The following is a 21,437-nucleotide window of genomic DNA, read 5'->3' as shown; positions in this document are numbered from 1 at the left end:
GGGACGGGGGGTTACTTCGCCAGCTCGGACACGAGTTGGTAGACGAACTCGGCGCCGGGCTGGAGCGAGGCCGAGGGGATGCGCTCGTTGGGCGCGTGGGCCGTGCGCGCGTCGTCCGGCGTGAGGGCGAACAGATCGATTCCGTAGGCGTGGATGCCCGCGCGGCGCAGGGTGGTGGACTCGGTGGTGCCGGTGGACATGCGCGGGAAGACGGGGGCGCCCGGCCACACCTTCTTCGCGGCGGCCGTGGCGGCCCGGAACATCGCGTTGTCCCCCACCGGCGAGGCGGGCGAGTCCGGCGGCGTCATGTTCAGCTCCACCTGGATGTCCTTGTCCCCCACCGCCTCGACGAGCCGGGCGCGGAACGCCTGGATGTCCTCGTCCGGGAGCAGCCGGCAGTTGATGGTGGCCTCGGCGGTGGCGGGGATGACGTTGGGCCGGGTGCCGGCGTTGAAGACGGTGGGCACGCAGGTGGTGCGCAGTACGGCGGCCAGGGCCGGCTCCAACCGGGCAATGGCATCCACCGCCTCCTGGGGCGGGTTGTCCGGCGAGGCCGCGAGCCGCTTCAGGGCCTCGCCCAGCTCGCCGCCCGTCACCTTCACGCGGCCCTCCACGTTCAGCCGGGTGACGGGCGTGAGCCGGGTGGGGAAGGTGAGCGAGCCGACGCGGGCCACCGCCGCCGCCAGTCGCACCATCGGATTGGGCGCGGCCGGCGGGACGGAGGAGTGGCCGCCAGGGCCCGTGGCCTTCAGCGTCACGTTGCGCGACACCCGCTCCGCGGCCTGGAGGTTGACGAAGCGCACCCGGCCGCGGTCCTCGGACAGCTCCGTGAGGCCGCCCTCGTTGATGGCGAGCTCCGCCTCGCGCAGCTCGGGGTGGGCCTCCAACAGCTTGTCGATGCCGGCCTTGCCACCCGCCTCCTCGTCCGCGCTGAGCACCAGCACCACGTCGCGCTTCAGCTTCACCTTGTCACTCTTGAGCCTGCGCAACGCCAGCACGCTGGCCGCGGCCATGCCCTTGTTGTCCTGGACGCCGCGTCCATAGAGGAAGCCATCGCGCTCGGTGAGCGTCCACGGCTCCGACGCCCACTCCTCGCGTTTCGCGGGGACCGTGTCCAGGTGGGCGAGCACCAGCACGGGGCGAGCGGCGCCGCTGCCCTTCAGCCGGGCGATCAGGTGGGCGCGTCCGGGCACGGGTTCGAAGAGCTGGGACTCGATGCCCGCCTCGCGCAGCCACCGCGCGGCCACCTGGGCGGCGGCGGTCTCGTTGCCCGGCGGGTTGGAGGTGTCCACGGCGATGAGCTCGGAGAGCAGCGTGCGCATCTCCTCGGCCGCGCGGGGCGGGGCGCTTCGGGACGGGGCGGCGGCGTGGCCGCAACCCGGCACGGCCAGGAGGGCGAGAGCGAAGAACAGGGGGCGCATATTCTCAGTCTATGGTAATGGCCGCTCGCCCTGGGAGGCTCATCGCATGTCACTTCCGATGGATGTCCGAGTCATCGAGCTGCCCCTCCGCCACGCCTGGACGATCGCGCGGGGGACCAGCACGTCGAAGCGCAATGTCATCGTCGAGCTGCGTGAGGGTAACCTCGTAGGCCGCGGCGAGGCCGCCCCCAACGTGCGCTACGGAGAGTCCGCCGAGACGGTGACGGCCGCGCTCGCGAAGCTCGCCCCGGCGCTCGATGGCGACCCGCGTCATTTCCGCGTCCTGTCCGAGCGCATCGAGGAGGCCCTGCCGGGAAACCACGCGGCGAAGGCGGCGCTGGATATCGCGCTGCACGACCTGGCGGGCAAGCGCCTCGGGGTGCCGCTCTACCGGATGCTCGGGTTGGATCCGGCGCGCATGCCCATCACGTCGTTCTCCATTGGCATCGACGACCCGGCGACCATGGCCCAGAAGGTGCGTGAGGCCGAGCCGTACCCGGTGTTGAAGATCAAGCTCGGCGCGCAGTCGGTGCGCGAGATGTTCGGGGCGGTGCGGGCCGCCACGTCCAAGACGGTGCGGGTGGATGCCAACGAGGCGTGGAAGCCGGACGAGGCGTTGAAGCACATCGAGTGGCTGGCGACGCAGGGCGTGGAGCTGGTGGAGCAGCCGCTGCCGGCGGCGGATGTCGAGGGCGCGAAGTGGCTGCGTCAGCGCTCGCCGCTGCCGCTGGTGGCCGACGAGGCGTTGATGATGGCCTCGGACGTGCCGAAGCTGGCCGAGGGCTACCACGGCATCAACGTGAAGCTGCAGAAGTGCGGCGGCATCCGCGAGGCGCTGCGCATCATCGAGACGGCGCGCTCCTGTGGGCTGAAGATCATGCTGGGGTGCATGGTGGAGACGTCGGTGGGCATCGCCGCTGGCGCGCACCTGGGGCCCCTGGTGGACTGGCTGGACCTGGACGGCAACCTGCTCATCTCGGAGGACCCCTTCCAGGGGCACCCGGTGGTGGACGGGCGCATCCGCCTGGGTGACGGACCCGGACTCGGCGTGGAGCCGCGCTCCACTCCATGACCGAGCCGCTCATCCAGAGTCCCATGGCGGTGCTCGCGGTGCTGCTGGCCGTGCTGGCGCTGCTCTTCTACGCCGAGCGGCACCCGGTGGTGGGGCGCGTCTTCAAGGTCGTGCCCATCCTGGTGTTCGTCTATTTCGTGCCCACGCTGCTGTCGAACACGGGCCTCATCCCCACGAAGTCGGAGCTCTACGGCTTCGTGTCGGCGTACCTGCTGCCCACGAGCCTGGTGCTCCAGGTGCTGTCGATGGATCTGCCGGCCATCTCCCGGCTGGGGCGCAGCGCGGTGTGGCTCTTCCTGGCGGGGACGGCGGGTATCGTCCTCGGGGGGCCCATTGCCTACCTGCTGCTGGGCTGGCTGGTGCCGGCGGACCTCGGCGAGCAGGCTTGGAAGGGGCTGGCGGCGCTCAGTGGCTCCTGGATTGGTGGCAGCGCCAACTTCGTGGCCATCGGGAAGAGCGTCGGGACGCAGGACAGCACGCTGAGCATGATGGTGGTGGTGGACGTGGGCGTGTCGAACATGTGGACGGCCGTGCTGCTCTACTTCGCGGGCCGCGAGCTGGCCATGGACACGCGCATGGGCGCGGACCGGCGGGCCATCGACGTGGTGCGCGAGCAGGTGGAGCGCTTCCAGGCCTCGGTGCTGCGGCCCGCGAGCCTGACGGATCTGGTGTGGATCCTCACCCTGGGGTTTGGCACCACGGTGGCGTGCACGGCGGTGGCGAAGCACCTGCCGGACATCGGCACCATCATCACGGGCTTCACCTGGGTGGTGCTCCTGGTGACGACGGTGGGCGTGGCGATGTCCTTCACCCCGCTGCGCAAGCTGGAGGGCGCTGGAGCCAGCCGGGTGGGCATGCTGTTCCTCTACGTGCTGGTGATGACCATTGGCGCCAAGGCTGATTTCCGGCGGCTGCTGGACGCGCCCGCGCTGGTGGCGGTGGGCATGGTGTGGATGGTCATCCACGCGGCCTTCATCATGGGGACGCGGCGGCTGTTGCGAGCGCCCATCTTCTTCGCGGCCGTGGGCTCACAGGCCAACGTGGGCGGAGCAGCCTCGGCGTCCGTGGTGGCGGCGGCCTTCCACCCGTCGCTCGCGCCGGTGGGCGTCATGCTGGCGGTGGCCGGCTACGTGCTGGGCACCTACGGTGGATTGGTGTGCGCGGTGCTGCTGGAGCAGGTGCACCGGATCATCCACTGAGACTCGTCTCGATGAGCCGCACCGCCTCATGGGTCCCGTTGACGTAGGTGGGCACGGGCCGCTCGGGGCATGACGTGGAGCCGCTCCGCAGCAGCTCCCTCACACGCTCGAGGGCTTCGTCGAGCGTGGAGATCCGCTCGGAATCCCGGAGCCGCAGCGCCTGCCGGTCATAGAGCCGGGGCCGGGCGATGGCCACCAGCGGTGTCCCCGTGGCGCGCGCCTCCTGGACGGTGTTGTAGCCGCCCGCGCCCACCAGGACGTCGATGCCTCGCATGACCGACAGCGCGGGCCAGAGCTTTCGTGGCGCGCTGGGAGACAACAGCCGGACGAAGGCGTGCGGGCCGGGCATACGCTGGAGCCTCTCCGCGAGCGCCGAGGACTCGTCCACTTCCTCGGGCCTGCCACAGGCGAGCACGGCCACCACGGGCACCGTCTCCTCTCCGGCGGGCACGCCCAGTGTCCTCCGCGCGGTGGGGACATCCAGCAACTCCCCGGCATCGAGCAGCAGCCACGGCGGTGTGCTCACCGCGCGCGGGTGGTGGGCGAAGGGCGCGGGCTCGCCGGGGACGAGCAGCCGGTCGAAGGTGTCGATGAACCGCTCCAGCCCGAAGCGCTCGACGTAGTCCGGGTGCAGATCCCGGTGCACGAGCACCTTGTGCGCCTTCATCCCGGGCAGCAGCGGCGCGAGCTCCCCGCCGAGCCCGCGCGGGAAGGTGTCCACGACGAGCACCTCGGGGCGGACACGGTCGAGCAGCCGCTCGATGGATTCGCGCACGGCGTGCTTGTCGAGCTCCGCGCCGAGCCGGTGGACATTGCCCTCGCCCAGCTCTGACTCCAGCGGCAGCCGGGGAGCGAAGGGACTGTTCGTGACGACTTCCACCCGGTGGCCCCGCCTCCGGGCCGCGCGCCCGAGTGCCACGGCGCGCGTGAGGTGCCCCATGCCTCCGCCGAGCGCGTACAGGAGCCAGCGTTCCCCGCTCATGGCTCAGCTTCCGCCCATGTCCTCCTCGAACTCGCGCTGCTCCCGGGCGCGTTGGCGCAGGGCCTGGCCATCGGCTTCGGTGAAGTCGTTGGGGTCGTTGAAGAGCTCATGGCCCCAGTGGCCGTGGCCGTAGTAGCCGTAGCCCCGGTAGTAGTAGCTGGAATAGAGGTAGGGGTCGTCGTCCGCGCCCGCGGGGGCGCGACGGAACTTCGAGGACTGGGCCTCCTCCCGGCGGGTGGCCTTGAAGCACTCGGTGCAGGCCTGCTGCCCGTTCCACGGATGGCCGTGCTCGGCGCAGATGGGCTTGTCGCACTGCGCGCACCGCTGGATGGCGGGCCGGGGGCAGTCATGCGCGAAGAGGAACCCGGCTCTCTCCTGACAGGCACCGAGCATCTCGCGAGGGGAAGGGGACATGGGTGCTTGCGATTTCCTGGCGGCGCCGCGTGGCTCAGCCCGCGCGCGCGTGCACGGCCTTCTTGTCGAGGGCACGTGACAGGTTGAGGATCTGGTAGAGGCTCAGCAACGCCATCGCCACCACCCGTTGGCCGTTCAGCGGCCTGGGTCCGGGGCTCCTGTTGCCAGGGTTGCTCTCGGGGCCCGGAGGGGGCTCGTTGCTCGCGGCCCACGGCGAGGCCAGGTGGAGCGTCATGTCGACGCGGTCCGCCTCCACGGTGAGCCCCTTGAGCTGGGTGCCCTTGAGGAGCTGCACGGCCCCCTCGGCCTGGGCTCCGAGCCGGTCGAGGTGCTGGTAGCGCTCGGGCTTCACCCGAAGCCGTACGCGCAGCAACGCATCCGACTTCTGCTTGCTCTGGAACTTCGTCTTCCGGCCGGTGTGCTTCGTCCGTTTGCGCAACTGGACGCGCTCGGTCATCTCCAGGCGGACGTGCGTCCCATCCAGCAGCCGTGCCTGCAGGGAGAGCCACGGGTCCAGGTAGTGCTTCACGTTCCAGCCGCTCGGGGTCCGGCTCTCGTTCTGGTACTTGTCCGGGTGCGTCTCCGGGCGCAGGTCGAGCTCGAGCGTCACCGGCTCGCCTGGAGCGATATCGGCCTGGAGCAGCCCCACCAGGCGCGAGGCCAGCTCGTAGCGCCGGTTCTCCAGGTTGAGCCGCTGGTGGTTGGCGCGCACGATGAATGCGCCGATGCCCACGATCGCCAGCGCCGTTCCGGCCCAGGCCAGCGGCATTCCGGCTCCTTCACCGTCCATCATCATGAAGCCCACGAACAGGCACAGCACGCCCGCGGCCAGCATGAGGGTGCCCACTTTCGTGGCCCGGGCCTGCTGCTTCTCCTTGAGGGCATCGATCTCCTTCAACTGCTGGAGGTCTTCGATGATCTGGGGGCAGGGGACGGTGGCGCGGTAGATGGGCTCGTTGCTGAACTGAGTGACGTCGACGGCCAAGGTCCGCTCTCGGAGTGAAAGGGAGGAGGAGCGTAGGAGTCCACCCTCCCACGGGTCAATCAGGGGGTTGGTGCCGTGCTCCCCAGGCGGGATACTGCATGGGCCGTGTCCTCCTCCGGAATCATTTACGCGTCCTTCGACCGCTTTCCCGCGCCCAAGGGAGCGGCGGTCCACATCCGCGCCTTCGTCGAGGCGCTCGGCCAGGCCTTTGGCGGGTTGGATCTGCTGGCCATCGGAGGCGAGGCAGGAGAGCCGCCCCCCGAGGGCGTCCGCTTCCATCCGATGCGGGCCCAGGGGCCGGACCTCATCCAGCAGGCCATGTGCTTCCGGGGTGAGCTCGCGGCGTGGTGGCGCGGACGGGAGCGGGCGTCCGTGGTGCACGTGCGCTCCATCTTCGAGGGCTACCCCATCGCCCGGCGCAAGGAGCAGCTCACCGAGCACCTGGTGTTCGAGGTGAATGGCCTGCCCTCCATCGAGCTGAAGTACCACGCGCCCGCGGTGGCCGAGGACGACGAGCTGCTGCGCAAGCTGGTGGCGCAGGAGGACGTGTGTCTGGAGAAGGCGGACCTGCTCCTCACTCCGAGCGCGGTGACGGCGCGCCACCTGGAGTCACGCGGCGTGGCGCCGGGCCGCATCCGTGTCATCCCCAACGGAGTGGACACCGGACTCTTCACGTACCAGCCGCCGCGGCCCTGGGCGGAGCGGCCCGTGCGCCTGCTCTACAGCGGGACGATGACCTCGTGGCAGGGCGTGCACCACGCCATCGAAGCGTGCCGGCTGCTGCGCCGTGACATTCCGGTACTGCTCACCCTGGTGGGTCCCACGCGCCGGGAGCAGCGCCGCGAGCTGCTGGACATGTGTGGAGAGCTGGTGGGCGAGGGCGCGGTGGAGCTGCTCGACGCGCTGCCTCAGGCGGAGCTGGCCAGGCTCCACCATGCCTGTGACGTGGTGCTGGTGCCGCTGCCGCCCAATGATCGCAACCTCGTGCAGGGGTGCTGCCCGCTGAAGCTGCTGGAGGCGATGGCCTCGGGCACGCCGGTGGTGGCGAGTGACATGCCCGTGGTGCGCGCGGTGGCGGAGCACGGGGTGCACGCGTTCCTCGTGCGCCCGGGCTCGCCCAAGGCCATCGCCGAGGCGGTGCGCTCGTTGAGGGCGGACCCGGCGCTCGGTCTCCGCATGAGTCAGCAGGGGCGGGCCCACGTCGAGCGCGACTTCACCTGGGCGCGGGCGCAGGAGTCGTTGGTGGTGGCCTACGAGGAGGCCTTCGGGATGGTGCGGTCCAGCACGCGCTGGAGCGCCGCGGCCTCGGCCTGAGCCTGAAAGCGCTCCTCGATGCGGGCGCGGGCCGCGGCGCCGATGGCGGCCTTTCGCTCCTCGGGCAGGCTCAGCACGTCGACGAGCGCCTGTCCCAGGTGGTTGAGGAGCGCCTTGGGCACGAGGAAGCCGTTGTGCCCGGTGTCGATGGCCTCGGGGATGCCGCCCGCGTCGCTGGCGACGACGAGGCGAGCACACGCCATGGCCTCGAGCATCGCGTTGGGCATGCCATCCCAGAGAGAGGGCTGGAGGTAGACGTCGCACAGCCGCAGGTGGGCGGCCACGTCCTCGGGCGCATCGAGCCGGCCGGTGACGAGGATGCGCGCGGCGGCCTCGGGGTGCTCGGCGCGGAAGGCGGTGAGGTGCTCCTGCTCGCGCGAGCGCACCTCGCCGATGACGAGCAGACAGGCGGGCCGCACCTTGCGCACCTCGGTGAGGGCGGACAGGAGGAAGGGAACGCCCTTCTTGTGGCGCAGCTCCCCGGAGAAGCAGAGCACGAGCTCACCGGGTTGGATGCCGAGCCGCTCGCGCAGCGCGGGGTCCGCCGGGCCGGGGTGGAAGACGGTGGTGTCCACGGCGTTGGGGATGACCTCGACGCCCGGGTCTCGCCCGAGCAGCATGGCCATCTTGCGTCCGAGGTCCCCCGAGGCGGCGGTGAGGACGGTGGCGCGCTGGAGCGTCCAGAGGAGGCGGGCGAAGTCACCCGGGGGGAACATGGCCTGGTCCACGTCGTTGCCGCGGGCGCTGACGGTGGAGGGAATGCCAGCGAGCCCGGCGAAGGTGACGGCCATGAAGCCCGGGGGCGAGAGGTAGTGCCCCCAGACGAGCTGGTAGCGGCGCCGCGAGTGCAGATGGTCGAGCACGTCGAGCGTGTGCTGCATGGAGGTGTCTGTCTGGCCGAAGAGTCCGAGCCGGTGCAGCGTGGCCCCGCGCGCGGAGGCGGCGACCTCGCCCCCGTCGAGCGACTGGAGGGCGCCGGGGGGCAGGGTCCGGGTCCAGGTGAGGACGTCCACCTGGGCGTTCAATCGGGCCAGGGAGCCCGCTGTTCGGGCGCCGCTGCGCGCGAGTCCTCCCAGGTCAGGAGGAAACCGTTCCGCGATGAGGAGGATGCGTGGGCCGCTCGGCATGGGGCGGCATCCTATTCGTGGCTTCGGGTGGGCAGGGGCCGGAAGACCACGCCGTCCAGGCCCAGGCGCTTGCAGGCGTCGGCGAAGCGCTCGGTGCTGACGATGACGGAGGAGTAGTCCTCCAGGCGGAACAGGTCCAGGTGGCTGGGAAGCGTGAAGGCGTCCAGCAGGGGCTCAGCAGGCAGGGGGACGCGGTGGTGGCCACAACGAGCGCAGGGAGGCTTGCGATTCGAGGGCAGACAGTGCGGGTGCACCTTGCCGACGGGGAGTATTTCCAACTCGAGCAGATCGGGTGATGCGCGCTGCCGGAAACGTAGGGAGGTGGGACACCCCTTGAGCCCACGCAGGCCCTCGGCATGGAGCTTTTCCAGCGCCTCGCGCTGTATCAACAGGACCCAGGGAACGGGAGAGACGAACTGCCCGAATCGGCCCTGGGCCTTGCCCTCGATGGGCCCAAACCCGGCTCCGGGCTCGAGCATGGCTCCCGGAGGGAGTAGGGGACGTATCAACCCACACAACCGGTCATACTCGTCTACGGGCTCGGGCCGGGCTTCCTCGAAGTCAGCCAGGGATTCCACTGGGGTCAGATCCACTGAGGGGTATGCCTTGGAGCCAGAACTCCAGATGGCCTTGCAGGCAGGGCAGATGATGCCCGGAAGCCCCCACTTGTGCGTGCCGTCGATGTAGCCCGTGTATCCCGCGGCCCTGTCTTCCTCGATTTTGAAATAGCGCATGTGTGGGCGTCTTGCCTGTCTCAGCCGCAGTAATAGGAGGCGAGAGCACCATTCAGATAGAACCGGTTCATGAGCTCGAAAGCATGCCGCCAGATGTCTTCCTGGGTGGCAGTGTCCTTGTTCTGTATCACGAATTGCCGCCAGGCCTCATTCCATTGACCTCCTCTGGGTCCACCGCTGTGCAGCCAGGAATGAACGCTTTTGGGGAGCCGCATGGTGAAGGCATGAATTTTGATGCCCTTGCGGTCAAACCATTCGGCCAGGAACTTCTCCTGCGGAAAGATGTGATGCTTTTCGAGGGGCTCCCGAGAGGGGATGCACGGGGCACGCAGCGCCTTGGGCGCGTACTGGCCGCGGATGTTCCAGTTGTGCCAGGGGATTTCGAAGATGGCCTCCTTGCCGCCGGGAGCGGCCAGCGGGCGTCCCCACCAGCGGGTGGGATTGGGAGGCGGATGCAGAGTGCCATGCGCGAAGGCCAGCAGTACCGGGCGGTCCTCCACCTCCACCACGTCCTGACACCACCAGAGAGCACAGCGCTCCTCTTCACACAACGGCACCACGCAGCTCGGGTCCGCGCGGGCCTCCTCCCACGAGGATACAGCGTCGAGCGTTGCGCCGTCCTCGTGTACGGGGGGCGCGGTAACACAGGCGTTCAGCAGCACCCCGAAGAGCGCCAGCCATTTCACGGAAGTCAGAAGGCTCATTTAGCCGATGCTGCTCTCTTGAGAATGCCAGTTCAGGCCATGGGCGCGGGGGTGCTCACCTGGGGCTCCCCGGCCTTGGGTTTGCGCAGCACCGAGGCCGCCACGCCGCTCAAGCCAATCAGTCCCACGAGGTTGGGGAACACCTGCAAGCCATTCATCAGGTCTCCCCAGGCCCAGATGGTCTCCACCTTGCCCATGGCCCCGAAGACGACCAGGCCGCAGTAGATCCACCGGTAGGGTTTGGTGATGCGCAGGCCGAAGGCGTACTCGAGGAACTGCTCGCCGTAGTAGGCCCAGCCGATCAGCGTGGTGTAGCCGAACAGGAAGGCGCAGAAGGCCACCACCCATCCACCCACCGTGGGAATCGCCGTGTTGAAGGCCTGAGCCACCACCGCCGTGCTCGTGAGCCCGGACGTCCACGCGCCGCTCGCCAGGATCACCAGCGCGCTGATGGTCGAGGTGACGCACGAAACGATGAATACCTCCATCACCGCCTGGAGCCCCTGCTTCACCGGGGCATCCGTCCGCGCCGTGCCGTACGCCACCGCCGCCGTGCCGTACCCCGCCTCGTTGGCGTAGATGCCCCGGGCGATTCCATACCGCATCGCCGTCATCATCCCCACCCCGAGCACACCGCCTCCCGCGGCCTCCATGGAGAACGCCTCGCGCACGATGAGCGCGAACACCGACGGCAACTGCGCGGCGTGCGTGAGGATGACGATGAGCCCTCCGGCCAGGTACAGCACCACCTTCAGCGGCGCGAGCTTCTCGGCCGCGCGGCCAATGCTCTTCACGCCGCCAATCACCACCAGCCATGTGAGGATCGCGAGCGCCACGCCCGAGGCCCACGGCGGAATGGCGAACTGGCTCTGCCACACCACGGCGATGGAGTTGGGCTGGGTGAAGGGCGTCGTCGTGAGCGCCGCCACGCCCGCGATGACCGCGTAGAGCCACGCCAGCTTCGGCGAGCCGAGCCCGTCCTTCAGGTAGTGCATGGGCCCCGCCGACAGCCGGTCCCCGTGCACCTTGCGATACTGGATGCCCAACACCGCCTCGCAGAACTTGATGGTCGTGGCGAAGAAGCCGTACACCCAGATCCAGAACAGCGCGCCCGGTCCGCCGCTCACGATGGCCGTGGCCACACCCGCGATGTTGCCCGTACCAATCGACGCGCCGAGCGCCGTCATGAAGGCCTGGAAGGGGCTCAGCGTCCCGGCGCCGCTCGCCTGGGCCGGCACCATGGCCCGCAGCCCTTCCCGGAAGCGCATGACCTGGACGAAGCGCAGCCGGATCGTCAGGAACACACCAGTTCCCAGCAAGAGGGCCATCGTCCAGGGGCCCCAGACGGCATTACTGGCTACGTCGATCGCGTTGCGGATGGGTTCGGGCAGCATGGAGTCCCGTCATAATCCCATCCGCGCCTCCGGGGCACCCACCGGATAAAGAGAGGATCATCGTGACCGCCCCCGCCACTCCTCAGGAGCTCTTCGCCCTCTGGGCCGACGTCCGCCTCCAGGGCCTCCCGACCCCCGCGCTCGTCCGCCACCCCCACGTGCAGGCTCAGCTCCGCCGGCTCGCCCAGTCGGCGCCGGACCTCTTCACTGTGGAAGAGGTAGGACGCTCCGTGGAAGGACGCCCGCTCCACCTCGTCCGCGTGGGCTCCGGCCCCCGCCACATCCTCCTCTGGTCCCAGATGCACGGGGACGAGCCCACCGCCACCACCGCCCTGTTGGACCTCTTCGAGTACCTCCGTCTCCACCGCCAGCACCCCCGCGTGGCCCGGTTGCTCTCCGCGCTCACCCTGCACGCCGTGCCCATGCTCAACCCCGACGGCGCCGAGCGCTTCCAGCGGCGCAACGCCCAGGGCATCGACGTCAACCGCGACGCGCTCGCGCTCCAGACGCCCGAGGGCCGCACCCTCAAGGCGCTCCGCGACAGGCTCCAGCCGTCGCTCGGCTTCAACCTCCACAACCAGAGCTGGCGCACGGCCGTGGGGGATGGCTCGCGCCGGCCCGCCTCCATCTCCCTGCTCGCGCCTCCCTTCGACGCGTCGCGTAGCGACAACCCGGGCCGGGTGCTCGCCAAGAAGGTCTGCGCCGTCATCCGGGACGCCCTCGAGCCGCTCGCCCCCGGGCAGATCGGCCGCTACGACGACTCCTTCGAGGTCCGCGCCTTCGGCGACAACCTGGTGCGCTGGGGCACTCCCACCGTGCTCATCGAGACCGGCCCCTGGCCCTCGGCCGAGCCCGACGAGCCGCTGCTCCGGCTCAACTTCGTGGCCCTGGTGTCCGCCCTGGAAGCCCTCTCCACGGGGGCGGTGGAGCACGCGGACCTCGAGCGCTACGAGTCCATCCCCCTCAATGACAGCAAGGGCATGCTGCACCTCGTCATCCGCGGCGCCTACATCCATGGAGAGGCGGGAGACGCCTTCCTCGCGGACGTGGGCGTGGCCGCGGCGCAGGCGGTGCGCACCCGCGAGGGCTCGGCCTCCGTCGTGCTCTCGGGCTCCCTCGAGGAGCTGGGCGACCTGCGCGTCTACGGCGCCGTGGAGGAGGTGGATGGCACCGGCCTCACCGCCGTGCCGCTGCCTTCCCGGGACGTGAGGGTAGGGGACACGCTGCCCCTGCCGCCCCGCGGTGAGCTCTCGCTTCGGGTGGGCCTGCCCGCGGAGCTCATGCTGCTGCGGCCGGTGGAGCCGCCAGGGAATTACCGCGTGGAGCGAATCATTCGATACGAGCGTTGAATTCCCAAGTTTCGAAAATGTGACTAATGTGCGCCCCACTTCCCAGGAGGGGTCAGCATCTTGTCTTCGCACGTTCGACTTGCTCGCGCGTGGTGTGTCCTGCTGTTGCTGCTCGGGTCCAGCGCATGGGCCCAGGGCACGGCGGTCATCACCGGCAAAATCATCAACTCGGCCGACAAGAAGCCACTGCAGGACGCGGTGGTGACGGTCACGTCTCCGAGCCTTCAGGGCGAGCAGACGGTGCTCTCCGACGCCAGCGGCCAGTACCGGATTCCGCAGCTGCCGTCGGGCAACTACACCATCCGGGTGGATGCCGATGGCTTCCGTCCCTATTCGCGCGGTGACATCCAGCTGCGCATCGACCGCACCATCCGCTTCAACGTGGAGATGCTGCCCGAGGGCGGCCTGAGCGAGGACATCACCGTCACGGCGGCTCCGCCCACGGTGGATGTGGCCTCGAGCGCGTCGGGCCTGAACATCGACGCCGCCATCCTGAGGAACCTCGCGGTGAGCCGGCCGGGCTCGAAGGGCTCGGCCTCGCGCTCCTTCGAGTCGCTGGCCGAGATGGCGCCGGGCGCGCAGGAGGACACCTACGGCGTGAGCATCAACGGTGGCACCTCGCCGGAGAACCAGTTCGTGGTGGATGGCCTGTCGGTGAACGACCCGGCCGTGGGCACCATCGGCACGCCGCTCTCGGTGGAGTTCGTCAAGGAGGTCAACGTCATCACCGGTGGCTACATGCCCGAGTACGGCCGCTCCACGGGCGGCGTGATGAACGTGGTCACCAAGTCCGGCTCCAACGAGTTCCACGGCTCGGTGTTCGGCAACTTCGCCCCGGGCTTCCTGCAGTCGGCCGGTCCGGCCATCCAGCAGGCTGGCAGCGTCATCTCCGCCCAGGGCACGCCGTGGAACCAGGGCGACTTCGGCTTCGAGGTCGGTGGCCCCATCCTCAAGGACAAGCTGTGGTTCTACGCCGGCGCGGCGCCCTCCTTCACCCGCATCCAGGTGTCGCGGCAGCTCAGCACCCTGGACATCTGCACCGCGGTGGATGCGGCGAACGGTTGCAGCGCCGTGGGTGCCGCCCGCATCGACCCGGAGACGCGCTTCCAGGTCGCCACGCCCATCCCGGGCGCCCGGACGGATCGCTTCGCGGACGAGCGGACCGTGCAGTACATCGGCAAGCTCACCTATCTCTTCAACCCGGACCACAACCTGTCGCTGTCCGTGTATGGCACGCCCACCTGGTCGGGCGGCGAGGGCCGGTACTCCTTCAGCCGCGATGGCGCGCCCGAGGTGTGCAGCGGGCTGTCCTGCACCGCGTACGTCCAGGGCGCCTATGAGGCCATCGCCACCCGCCGCACCGGTGGCGCGATGGACATCGTGGCCAAGCAGACCTCCTCCTTCTTCGACAAGAAGCTGCTGCTGGACGCGACGGTCGGCTGGCACCACCAGAACGCCTCCATCCTTCCGTCGGACGGCTCGGGGCTCGGCACCGGCCAGGGGCTCTCCGCGCAGTCCAACATCGCCTGGCGGCGCACGCGCAGCGTGAGCGGCGGCAGGACGGTGCGCGACTACCACAGCATCACCGAGTTCGAGCAGCTCGCGGACCCCTCCGTTTGTGACTCGCCCGCGGGGATGCCCGCGGATATGTCCGCGACCCGCTGCCCCGTCGCCTCGTACGCCAGCGGTGGCCCCGGCACCATCAGCATGTCGGAGCTGGACCGCTACCAGGGCAAGGCGGTGGGCACGTTCCTGCTCGAGGCGCTCGGCCACCACGTCATCAAGGCCGGCTTCGATGCCGAGGGCGCGAGCTTCTACAACAAGCGCGCGCGCACCGGCGGCGCTCCCTGGCAGGAGTGCACCAGCGGCGCGTGCTTCTTCACGCTCAACCAGTACGGCTACCTGAGCGGCCCGGACACCATCGTGCCGCTGCCCTTCAAGGAGGGCACCACCGCCTCGGCGACGGTGGGCGGCTTCGTGCAGGACAGCTGGTCCATCATGGACAAGGTGACGGTCAACGTGGGCGTGCGCTACGACACGCAGACCATCTGGGGCCTGGACGGCAAGATGGGCCTGAACCTGCCCAACCAGTGGTCGCCCCGCGTCGGCGTCATCTACGACTTCACCCAGCAGGGCCGCTCGAAGCTCTACGCCAACTACGCGCGCTTCTACGAGAACGTCCCGCTGGACATGGCGGACCTGTCCTTCCCCCAGCAGCAGCTGCTGACGGCCACGTACAACGCGCCCCGGTGTGACCCGCGCGACCCCGCGGACCTCGTCGAGGGCGGCGACTGCAACGTGAACTCCAACCGTCAGGCCATCGGCAACCCGGAGAACCCCAACCAGTTCTGGGGCGGCGAGGGCGGTGACCGGGTGTCGGTGGATCCGAACATCCGCGCCCAGTCCAGCGACGAGTTCGTCCTGGGTGCCGAGTACGAGGTGCTGCTCGGGCGCGTGGGCCTCCAGTACACCCGGCGCTACCTCAACGACGTCATCGAGGACATGAGCCGCGACGACGGCACCACCTTCTTCCTGGGCAACCCGGGCAAGGGCTTCGCCACGGACTTCCCGCTGGCCCGCCGCGACTACGACGCGGTGAACGCCTACTACACCAAGAGCTTCTCGGACGGCTGGCTGGCGCAGGTCAGCTACACGTGGTCCTCGCTGCGCGGCAACTACTCGGGCCTCTTCCGCGCGGACACCGGGCAGATCTCCCCCAACCTGACGCGCGACTTCGACCTGAAGTCGCTCACCATCAACCGCGATGGTCCGCTGCCGGGTGACCGCACGCACGCCATCAAGATCTTCGGCGCCAAGGAGTTCCGGCTGGCCAAGGACCTGAGCCTCGACATCGGCGGCGGTTGGCGCAGCCGCTCGGGTGCTCCGCTCAACTACCTGGGCTTCCACCCCCGCCGCAGTGGCGCGGAGACGTTCATCCTGCCGCGTGGCAGCGCGGGCCGGCTGCCCTGGGTCCACAACACGGATGGTCACCTGGGCGTCACCAAGAAGCTCGCGGGCAACTACGCGCTCAGCCTCTCCCTGGACGTCTTCAACATCTTCAACTTCCAGGAGGTGACGGCGAGGGATCAGGTCTTCACCACCACGCGCGTGCACCCCATCGAGGTGAATGGCAAGCCGGCGGACCTCGAGGCCTGCCGCACGGACTCGCCCAGCCCCGACTGCCGCGTCTACGTCACCACCGCTCCGCTGGACAGCCCGCAGGCCATCACCAACGCGGACATCAACCCCAACTTCAAGAAGCCCATCGCGTATCAGGCGCCCCGCTCCATCCGCTTCGGCATGAAGCTGAGCTTCTGAGACACGCTCCTGGGAGAAACATCATGACTCTTCGACTGATTGGATTGGGTACCGGGGCGGTGCTGCTCGTCTCCACCCTGAGCGCCTGTGATCCCCTGCAGCAGGACCCGCAGTGTGTGGTGGCGCGCGCCGTGTCGGACGGCTCCACCGGCTCGTTCGCCACCAGCTTCACGCTGGCGCAGGGCGAGGACGCGACGGCCTCGTGCGCGCAGCTCAAGCCGGAGGTGGTGGGCCTGCAGAAGTACTTCAGCCAGGACCCGAACGCGCGGGACAGGGACCCGAACGTGAAGGACCGGGTGGGCCTCCGCTCCCAGCCCTGGTGGTTGGCGATGCCGGCGGTGGTGGCGGCGGAGCGGCCGTACGTGGTGGATCCGGACGCGCCGGTCCAGCGCCACGCCGTGGGCGACCTGACGACGGACGCCCCGGGACCGGACAACTATTGCGAGGTCCCCCAGCTCGACAACCCGACCCGGTTGGAGTTGCGCTCGACCGTGAGTGGCCAGCCGGGCCTGAGCCTCACCTACGCCTGGTCCAACGTGCGCATCTACAACACGCCGGACATCCCGGGCACGTTGTTCGTCGCGGACCTGACCTACACGGAGAACGGCTGCGAGGCCCAATACAAGGTGAAGGGCATCTGGCCGGTGGTGTCCTGCGCGACCAACAGGAAGCCGGATGAGTCGAAGTGCGACCCGAAGGCGGATCCCTCCGTGGGCCGCCTGCGTGGCTCGGGCATCAACCCGAACTTCGACGTGAAGTGCGATCCGGACGCCCTCATCTGCGTGCTGAAGGAGCCCTCCGCCGCGTTCCCGTAGCCGCGGAACGGTGCCTCCGCGTCCTCCTCTCGACAGGTGGGGACGCGGGGGGCCTGGGGGGACTCGCCTTTTGATGTGGGATGGTGTAGGGTTTTTGGTGCCATGCACGCCTACGCCGTCGAACTGTCGAAGGAACTGGGCCTCAAGCCCGAGCAGGTGGATCGGACCCTGGCGCTGAGCGAGGAGGGGGCGACCGTCCCCTTCATCGCCCGCTACCGCAAGGAGGCCACGGGGGGCCTGGACGAGGTGCAGATCCAGACCATCCTGGACCGGGCCGCCGAGCGCGCCGAGCTGGACTCGCGCCGGGAAACCATCCTCCGCACCATCGAGGGGCAGGGGAAGCTGACCCCGGAGCTGGCCCAGGCGCTCCAGCGGGCCCGGACGCGCACGGAGCTGGAGGACCTGTACCTCCCCTACAAGCCCAAGCGCCGCACCCGCGCGGCCATCGCCCGGGAGCGGGGCCTGGAGCCGCTCGCGGATCTGCTCTGGAAGCAGGAGGCGGGGAAGAAGGACGACGTGGCCGCCCGTGCGCGCGCGTTCGTCGACGCGGGCAAGGAGGTGCCGGACCTGGAGACGGCGCTCGCCGGGGCGCGGGACATCTGCGCCGAGCGCGTGGCGGATGACGCCGGGCTGCGCCGCACCGCCCGGGAGATGTGCGTGCAGAAGGGCCGCCTGCGCTCGGCCGTGGTGGCCAAGAAGAAGGGCGAGGCCACCAAGTTCGACAACTACGCGGACCACGAGGAGGACCTGTCCAAGGCGCCCTCGCACCGGATTCTGGCGCTGCTGCGCGGCGAGGCCGAGGAGGTGCTGCGCATCCAGCTGGCCCTCCCGGATGACGAGGTGAAGGGCACGCTGTCCTCGCGCGTGGTGACGAAGCCCCAGTCCCCGTTCGCCCCCGAGCTGCGGGCGGCGGTGGAGGACTCGTGGGACCGGCTCATGGGGCCCTCGCTGGAGTCCGAGCTGCGCAACGAGCTCAAGGAGCGCGCGGACCGCGAGGCCATCACCGTCTTCGGGCAGAACCTGCGCCACCTGCTGCTCACCGCGCCCGCGGGCAGCCGGCCCGTGCTCGCGCTGGACCCGGGCCTGCGCACCGGCGTCAAGGCGGCCATGATGGATGGCACCGGCAAGGTGGTGGACACCGCCACGCTCTATACGGAGAAGAGCGGCAGTGAGCGCGCGGCGGCCGCCAGGCAGTGCGGGGCCATCATCCTCAAGCACAAGCCCGAGCTCATCGCCGTGGGCAACGGCACCGGCAGCCGCGAGGCGGAGACGTTCGTGCGCGAGGTGCTCAAGGCGCTCGGCTCGCAGGTGCCCGTGGTGTCCGTGAGCGAGCAGGGCGCCTCCATCTACTCGGCCTCCGAGGTGGCGCGCGAGGAGTTCCCCGACCTGGACGTGTCGCTGCGCGGCGCGGTGTCCATCGGCCGCCGGTTGCAGGATCCGCTCGCCGAGCTGGTGAAGATCGATCCCAAGAGCATCGGCGTGGGCCAGTACCAGCACGACGTGGACCAGGGCATGCTCAAGAAGAAGCTGGGCGAGGTGGTGGACTCGTGCGTCAACGCGGTGGGCGTGGACGTGAACACCGCGTCCCCCCAGTTGCTGGAGCACGTGTCCGGCATCGGCCCCACGCTGGCCAAGAAGATCGTCTCCCACCGCGCCGCCAAGGGCCGCTTCACCACGCGCCGGGAGATCCTCAAGGTGAGCGGGCTGGGCCCGAAGACCTTCGAGCAGGCCGCTGGCTTCCTGCGCGTCCATGGCCCCGAGCCGCTCGACGCGAGCGCCGTGCACCCCGAGCGCTACGGCGTCGTGGAGCGCATGGCGAAGGACCTGGGCGTGGACGTGAAGCAACTGGTGGGCAACGCCGCGCTGGTGCGGAAGATCGACCCCAAGCGCTACCTGGGGCCGGACCTGGGCGAGATGACGCTCAAGGACATCCTCGCCGAGTTGGAGAAGCCCAGCCGCGATCCGCGCGGTGACTTCACGGCGCCCTCCTACCGCGAGGACCTGCAGAAGCTGGAGGACGTGAAGGAGGGGATGGTGCTCCAGGGCGTCGTCACCAACGTCACCGCCTTCGGGGCCTTCGTGGACGTGGGCGTGCACCAGGACGGGCTCGTCCACGTGTCCCAGCTCTCCACCCGCTTCATCAAGGACCCCAGCGAGGCGGTGAAGGTGGGGGACCGGCTGACCGTGAAGGTGTTGAGCGTGGACCTCGCCCGCAAGCGCCTCGCCCTGTCCGTGCGCGCCGTCACCGAGGGCACCTCGGGCGCGACCGGGGGGCCCTCCCGCTCCTCGCGCCCCGAGCCTGCTCCGTCGGCCAGCAAGCCAGGGAGCGGGGGGGGCAAGGCGGCCGAGCCCTTCAACAACCCCTTCCGCAATCTCAAGCGCTGAGAGGGGTCCCACCGCCGGGCTCACAAGAGGGCCGGGCTCGTATATCCTGGGCTCCCAGGGTTTCCGGGAGCGCCATCGTGAACCTGCTCCGGAGCTTCCAAGGCAAGCTCCTCCTCTTCTTCCTGCTCATCGACGTGGTCATGGTGGGCGTCCTCGTCACCACCGTGTCTCGTGGCGCGCATGACGCGCTCGAGACGGCGAACCGGGAGCATCTGCTCGAGCTGGCCCGCTTCGCCTCGGACGGCATCGACGAGCAGCTCCAGTTGCGGTGGAACGCGGTGCAGTCGCTCGCCTCCAACCCGTTCATGACCAACAGCGTCATCGATACGCTGGGCCGCAGCGACTACCTCGAGCCCCTCATGCAGCGGCTGAGCCTGCCGGGCAAGGGCGGCGAGGAGAGCGATCTCTGGCTGCTCGACTTCATGGGGCGTGTCATCGCCCGCAACGGCCGGAGCGCGAGCGTGGGCTCCTTCGCGCAGGAGCCCTGGTGGTCCAAGGTCCGCGATGGCCAGCCCCAGGCCCTGGTCGTCTCCGAGGCGGGGGTGCCGCACGTGCTCTTCGCCTTTCCCGTCATCTACCAGCGGCACACGGAGGGCGCCCTGGTGGCCCGGTTCGACCTGTCCTTCGTGGGCGGAGGCGCCGCGCGTCAGGGGCTGGAAGTGGTGCTGATGGATGGGGATCGGCTGCTGGACGGCCACCTGTCGCCCCAGGTGGTGGGGGCGCTGAAGTCCTTGTCCTCTGGCGCCGGCGTGCGCAACACCGCCCTCATCGACGGGACATACCTCCTGGTGGTCCCGGTGGAGGGCTTCGCGCGGGAGCATGGCTTCGGCTGGTCCCTGGTCCTCTCCGTGCCGGCCGAGCGCATCTCCGGTCCGGTGGAGGTGTTGCGCCAGCGGATCATCCAGGGCGGCGTGGTGACGGCGGTGCTGCTCCTCCTGCTGATCTTCTGGCGCACCCGGTTGCTGTTGCGTCCGCTGCAGCAGCTCCAGCGCTCCATGCGGCGCATCATCGACGGAGGGGACCTGTGCGAGCGCATCCAGGTGCGCACCGGGGACGAGCTGGATGCCATCGCGGGCACCTTCAACCTGATGCTCGAGCGGCTGGCCCACCGGGGCGCCGAGCTGGAGCGCTCGCGGGAGCACCTGTCGCTTCAGGCGCAGATCACCTCCTCCTCGCCCAACGCCATCCTGATGGTGGGTGGAGAGGGCTGGGTGCTCGTGTGCAACGAGGCGGCGGAGAAGCTCTTCGGGTGGCCGCGGCTGGAGATGCTGGGGGCCTCCTTCCTGGAGCGGATGGTGCCCGAGGACTCACGCGAGCTCGTCCTCGGGTTGTTCGACCGCGCGAAGGGGGGCGAGCCCGTGGAGGCGGAGCTCTCGCTCGTCACGCGGCAGGCGGGCACCATTCCCGTGCAGCTGACGTTGTCGCGCATCCTCGACGCGGCGGGGTCGGTGCTGGGGCACGTCTGCATCGCGAGGGACCTGCGCGAGGTGAAGCGGCTGCGCGAGTCGCTGGTGCAGTCGGAGAAGATGGCGGCGGTGGGCACGCTCGTGGCCGGCCTGTCGCACGAGCTGAACAATCCGCTCGGCATCATCCTCGGTTTCGCGCAGGCGCAGTTGATGAGGCCCTCGCTGGACAGCGGATCTCGCACGGCGTTCGAGTGCATCGAGTCGCACACCCAGCGCTGTGCCCGGCTGGTGCGTACACTTCTGGACTTCTCGCGCAGGAGCGGTCCGGTGCGCGAGCGCATCGAGGTGGGGCGCATGCTCGAGCGCGTGTACGAGCTGGCCAGTGGCCAGGCCGAGCGGAGCCAGGTTCAGTTGAAGATCATCGAATCCCCGGCGGACCTTCCCGGGTTGGAGGCCAACGTGCCGGAGATGGAGTCGGCGTTGCTGAATCTGGTGGGCAACGCGTTGGATGCGACGCCGCCGGGGGGGACGGTGTCCATCGGGGCGCACCTCTCTCCGGCGCGCGATGGCATGGAGTTGGTCGTGACGGACACCGGGAGCGGCATGGCGCCGGACGTGCGCCAGCGCATCTTCGATCCCTTCTTCACCACCAAGCCGGTGGGACAGGGGACGGGCCTGGGGCTGTCCATCACCCGCAGCATCGTCGAGTCGTACGGTGGCCGTATCGACGTGGAGACGGCCCCCGGTGCCGGCACCACGATGCGGTTGTGGTTCCCGGTGGCGCCGGCGCACCCCACGGAGGTGTCCGCGTGAGTTCC

Annotated in this window: 16 protein-coding genes; 8 read left to right on the top strand and 8 right to left on the bottom strand. The window is 69.5% G+C overall.

The features are described 5' to 3' along the window. Positions 1–11 precede the first annotated feature (11 nt). On the bottom strand, positions 12–1,421 hold the full coding sequence (locus Q664_RS50275) for a M20/M25/M40 family metallo-hydrolase (protein ID WP_043414319.1): 1,410 nt from the start codon (positions 1,419–1,421) through the stop codon (positions 12–14). Between the two features lie 46 nt (positions 1,422–1,467). Between Q664_RS50275 and Q664_RS50270 the strand changes: the two genes are divergently transcribed. Both Q664_RS50270 and Q664_RS50265 read left to right on the top strand, forming a co-directional pair. Beyond that, positions 1,468–2,493 (top strand): dipeptide epimerase, encoded by a 1,026-nt coding sequence (locus Q664_RS50270; protein WP_043414316.1) that lies wholly within the window; start codon positions 1,468–1,470, stop codon positions 2,491–2,493. After that, the gene (locus tag Q664_RS50265) at positions 2,490–3,692 is read left to right on the top strand and encodes a DUF819 family protein (protein ID WP_043414313.1); all 1,203 of its coding nucleotides are present in this window, start codon (positions 2,490–2,492) and stop codon (positions 3,690–3,692) included. Before Q664_RS50270 ends, Q664_RS50265 begins: the two co-directional genes overlap by 4 nt. Here Q664_RS50265 and Q664_RS50260 read toward each other — a convergent pair. The 3 genes from Q664_RS50260 to Q664_RS50250 are packed head-to-tail and all read right to left on the bottom strand — an operon-like array spanning position 3,682 to position 6,073. After that, positions 3,682–4,674, bottom strand: coding sequence for a hypothetical protein (locus Q664_RS50260; RefSeq protein WP_043414311.1), 993 nt, complete (start codon positions 4,672–4,674; stop codon positions 3,682–3,684). The two genes, Q664_RS50265 and Q664_RS50260, sit on opposite strands and share 11 nt — an antisense overlap. A 3-nt stretch (positions 4,675–4,677) precedes the next feature. Further along, the gene (locus tag Q664_RS50255) at positions 4,678–5,088 is read right to left on the bottom strand and encodes a hypothetical protein (protein ID WP_152622833.1); all 411 of its coding nucleotides are present in this window, start codon (positions 5,086–5,088) and stop codon (positions 4,678–4,680) included. Positions 5,089–5,122: 34 nt separating this feature from the next. Further along, positions 5,123–6,073, bottom strand: coding sequence for a hypothetical protein (locus tag Q664_RS50250; protein ID WP_043414305.1), 951 nt, complete (start codon positions 6,071–6,073; stop codon positions 5,123–5,125). 105 nt (positions 6,074–6,178) lie between these two features. Between Q664_RS50250 and Q664_RS50245 the strand changes: the two genes are divergently transcribed. Continuing rightward, entirely contained in the window at positions 6,179–7,387 is a 1,209-nt protein-coding gene (locus Q664_RS50245; protein WP_043414302.1) for a glycosyltransferase family 4 protein, read from the top strand. On the opposite strand, the gene Q664_RS50240 is transcribed toward Q664_RS50245, so the two are convergent. The 4 genes from Q664_RS50240 to Q664_RS50225 are packed head-to-tail and all read right to left on the bottom strand — an operon-like array spanning position 7,324 to position 11,346. Further along, the gene (locus Q664_RS50240; protein ID WP_043414299.1) at positions 7,324–8,514 is read right to left on the bottom strand and encodes a glycosyltransferase; all 1,191 of its coding nucleotides are present in this window, start codon (positions 8,512–8,514) and stop codon (positions 7,324–7,326) included. The genes Q664_RS50245 and Q664_RS50240 overlap by 64 nt on opposite strands. A gap of 11 nt (positions 8,515–8,525) precedes the next feature. Continuing rightward, positions 8,526–9,248, bottom strand: coding sequence for a SitI6 family double-CXXCG motif immunity protein (gene sitI6 / locus Q664_RS50235; protein WP_043414297.1), 723 nt, complete (start codon positions 9,246–9,248; stop codon positions 8,526–8,528). Positions 9,249–9,268: 20 nt separating this feature from the next. Continuing rightward, entirely contained in the window at positions 9,269–9,952 is a 684-nt protein-coding gene (sitA6, locus tag Q664_RS50230) for a SitA6 family polymorphic toxin lipoprotein (RefSeq protein ID WP_235217189.1), read from the bottom strand. A 32-nt stretch (positions 9,953–9,984) separates the two neighbouring features. Then, entirely contained in the window at positions 9,985–11,346 is a 1,362-nt protein-coding gene (locus Q664_RS50225) for an alanine/glycine:cation symporter family protein (RefSeq protein WP_043414293.1), read from the bottom strand. Positions 11,347–11,408: 62 nt separating this feature from the next. On the opposite strand from Q664_RS50225, the gene Q664_RS50220 reads away from it, so the two are divergent. The 5 genes from Q664_RS50220 (at position 11,409) to Q664_RS53905 (ending at position 21,432) form a co-directional block, all read left to right on the top strand. After that, positions 11,409–12,695, top strand: coding sequence for a M14 family metallopeptidase (locus Q664_RS50220; protein WP_152622832.1), 1,287 nt, complete (start codon positions 11,409–11,411; stop codon positions 12,693–12,695). Positions 12,696–12,755: 60 nt separating this feature from the next. Then, the gene (locus tag Q664_RS50215) at positions 12,756–16,013 is read left to right on the top strand and encodes a TonB-dependent receptor (protein WP_043414288.1); all 3,258 of its coding nucleotides are present in this window, start codon (positions 12,756–12,758) and stop codon (positions 16,011–16,013) included. A 23-nt stretch (positions 16,014–16,036) separates the two neighbouring features. Beyond that, entirely contained in the window at positions 16,037–16,828 is a 792-nt protein-coding gene (locus tag Q664_RS50210) for a hypothetical protein (protein ID WP_043414287.1), read from the top strand. A gap of 102 nt (positions 16,829–16,930) precedes the next feature. Then, complete coding sequence (locus Q664_RS50205; RefSeq protein ID WP_043414284.1) at positions 16,931–19,213, top strand: Tex family protein; 2,283 nt, start codon at positions 16,931–16,933, stop codon at positions 19,211–19,213. A gap of 77 nt (positions 19,214–19,290) precedes the next feature. After that, positions 19,291–21,432, top strand: coding sequence for a PAS domain-containing sensor histidine kinase (locus tag Q664_RS53905; RefSeq protein ID WP_052519710.1), 2,142 nt, complete (start codon positions 19,291–19,293; stop codon positions 21,430–21,432). Positions 21,433–21,437 lie beyond the last annotated feature (5 nt).

It is taken from the genome of Archangium violaceum Cb vi76 (genome assembly GCF_000733295.1).
Classification (GTDB): domain Bacteria; phylum Myxococcota; class Myxococcia; order Myxococcales; family Myxococcaceae; genus Archangium; species Archangium violaceum.
The sequence above is the reverse complement of the archived record's forward strand: the minus strand, read 5'-3'. Positions and strand labels throughout refer to the sequence as shown.

Bases quoted from the DNA above. Each gene is read 5' to 3' on its own strand.
- Q664_RS50275 (WP_043414319.1), bottom strand. From the start codon at position 1,421: ATGCGCCCCCTGTTCTTCGCTCTCGCCCTCCTGGCCGTGCCGGGTTGC.
- Q664_RS50270 (WP_043414316.1), top strand. From the start codon at position 1,468: ATGTCACTTCCGATGGATGTCCGAGTCATCGAGCTGCCCCTCCGCCAC.
- Q664_RS50265 (WP_043414313.1), top strand. From the start codon at position 2,490: ATGACCGAGCCGCTCATCCAGAGTCCCATGGCGGTGCTCGCGGTGCTG.
- Q664_RS50260 (WP_043414311.1), bottom strand. From the start codon at position 4,674: ATGAGCGGGGAACGCTGGCTCCTGTACGCGCTCGGCGGAGGCATGGGG.
- Q664_RS50255 (WP_152622833.1), bottom strand. From the start codon at position 5,088: ATGTCCCCTTCCCCTCGCGAGATGCTCGGTGCCTGTCAGGAGAGAGCC.
- Q664_RS50240 (WP_043414299.1), bottom strand. From the start codon at position 8,514: ATGCCGAGCGGCCCACGCATCCTCCTCATCGCGGAACGGTTTCCTCCT.
- sitI6 (WP_043414297.1), bottom strand. From the start codon at position 9,248: ATGCGCTATTTCAAAATCGAGGAAGACAGGGCCGCGGGATACACGGGC.
- sitA6 (WP_235217189.1), bottom strand. From the start codon at position 9,952: ATGAGCCTTCTGACTTCCGTGAAATGGCTGGCGCTCTTCGGGGTGCTG.
- Q664_RS50225 (WP_043414293.1), bottom strand. From the start codon at position 11,346: ATGCTGCCCGAACCCATCCGCAACGCGATCGACGTAGCCAGTAATGCC.
- Q664_RS50210 (WP_043414287.1), top strand. From the start codon at position 16,037: ATGACTCTTCGACTGATTGGATTGGGTACCGGGGCGGTGCTGCTCGTC.
- Q664_RS50205 (WP_043414284.1), top strand. From the start codon at position 16,931: ATGCACGCCTACGCCGTCGAACTGTCGAAGGAACTGGGCCTCAAGCCC.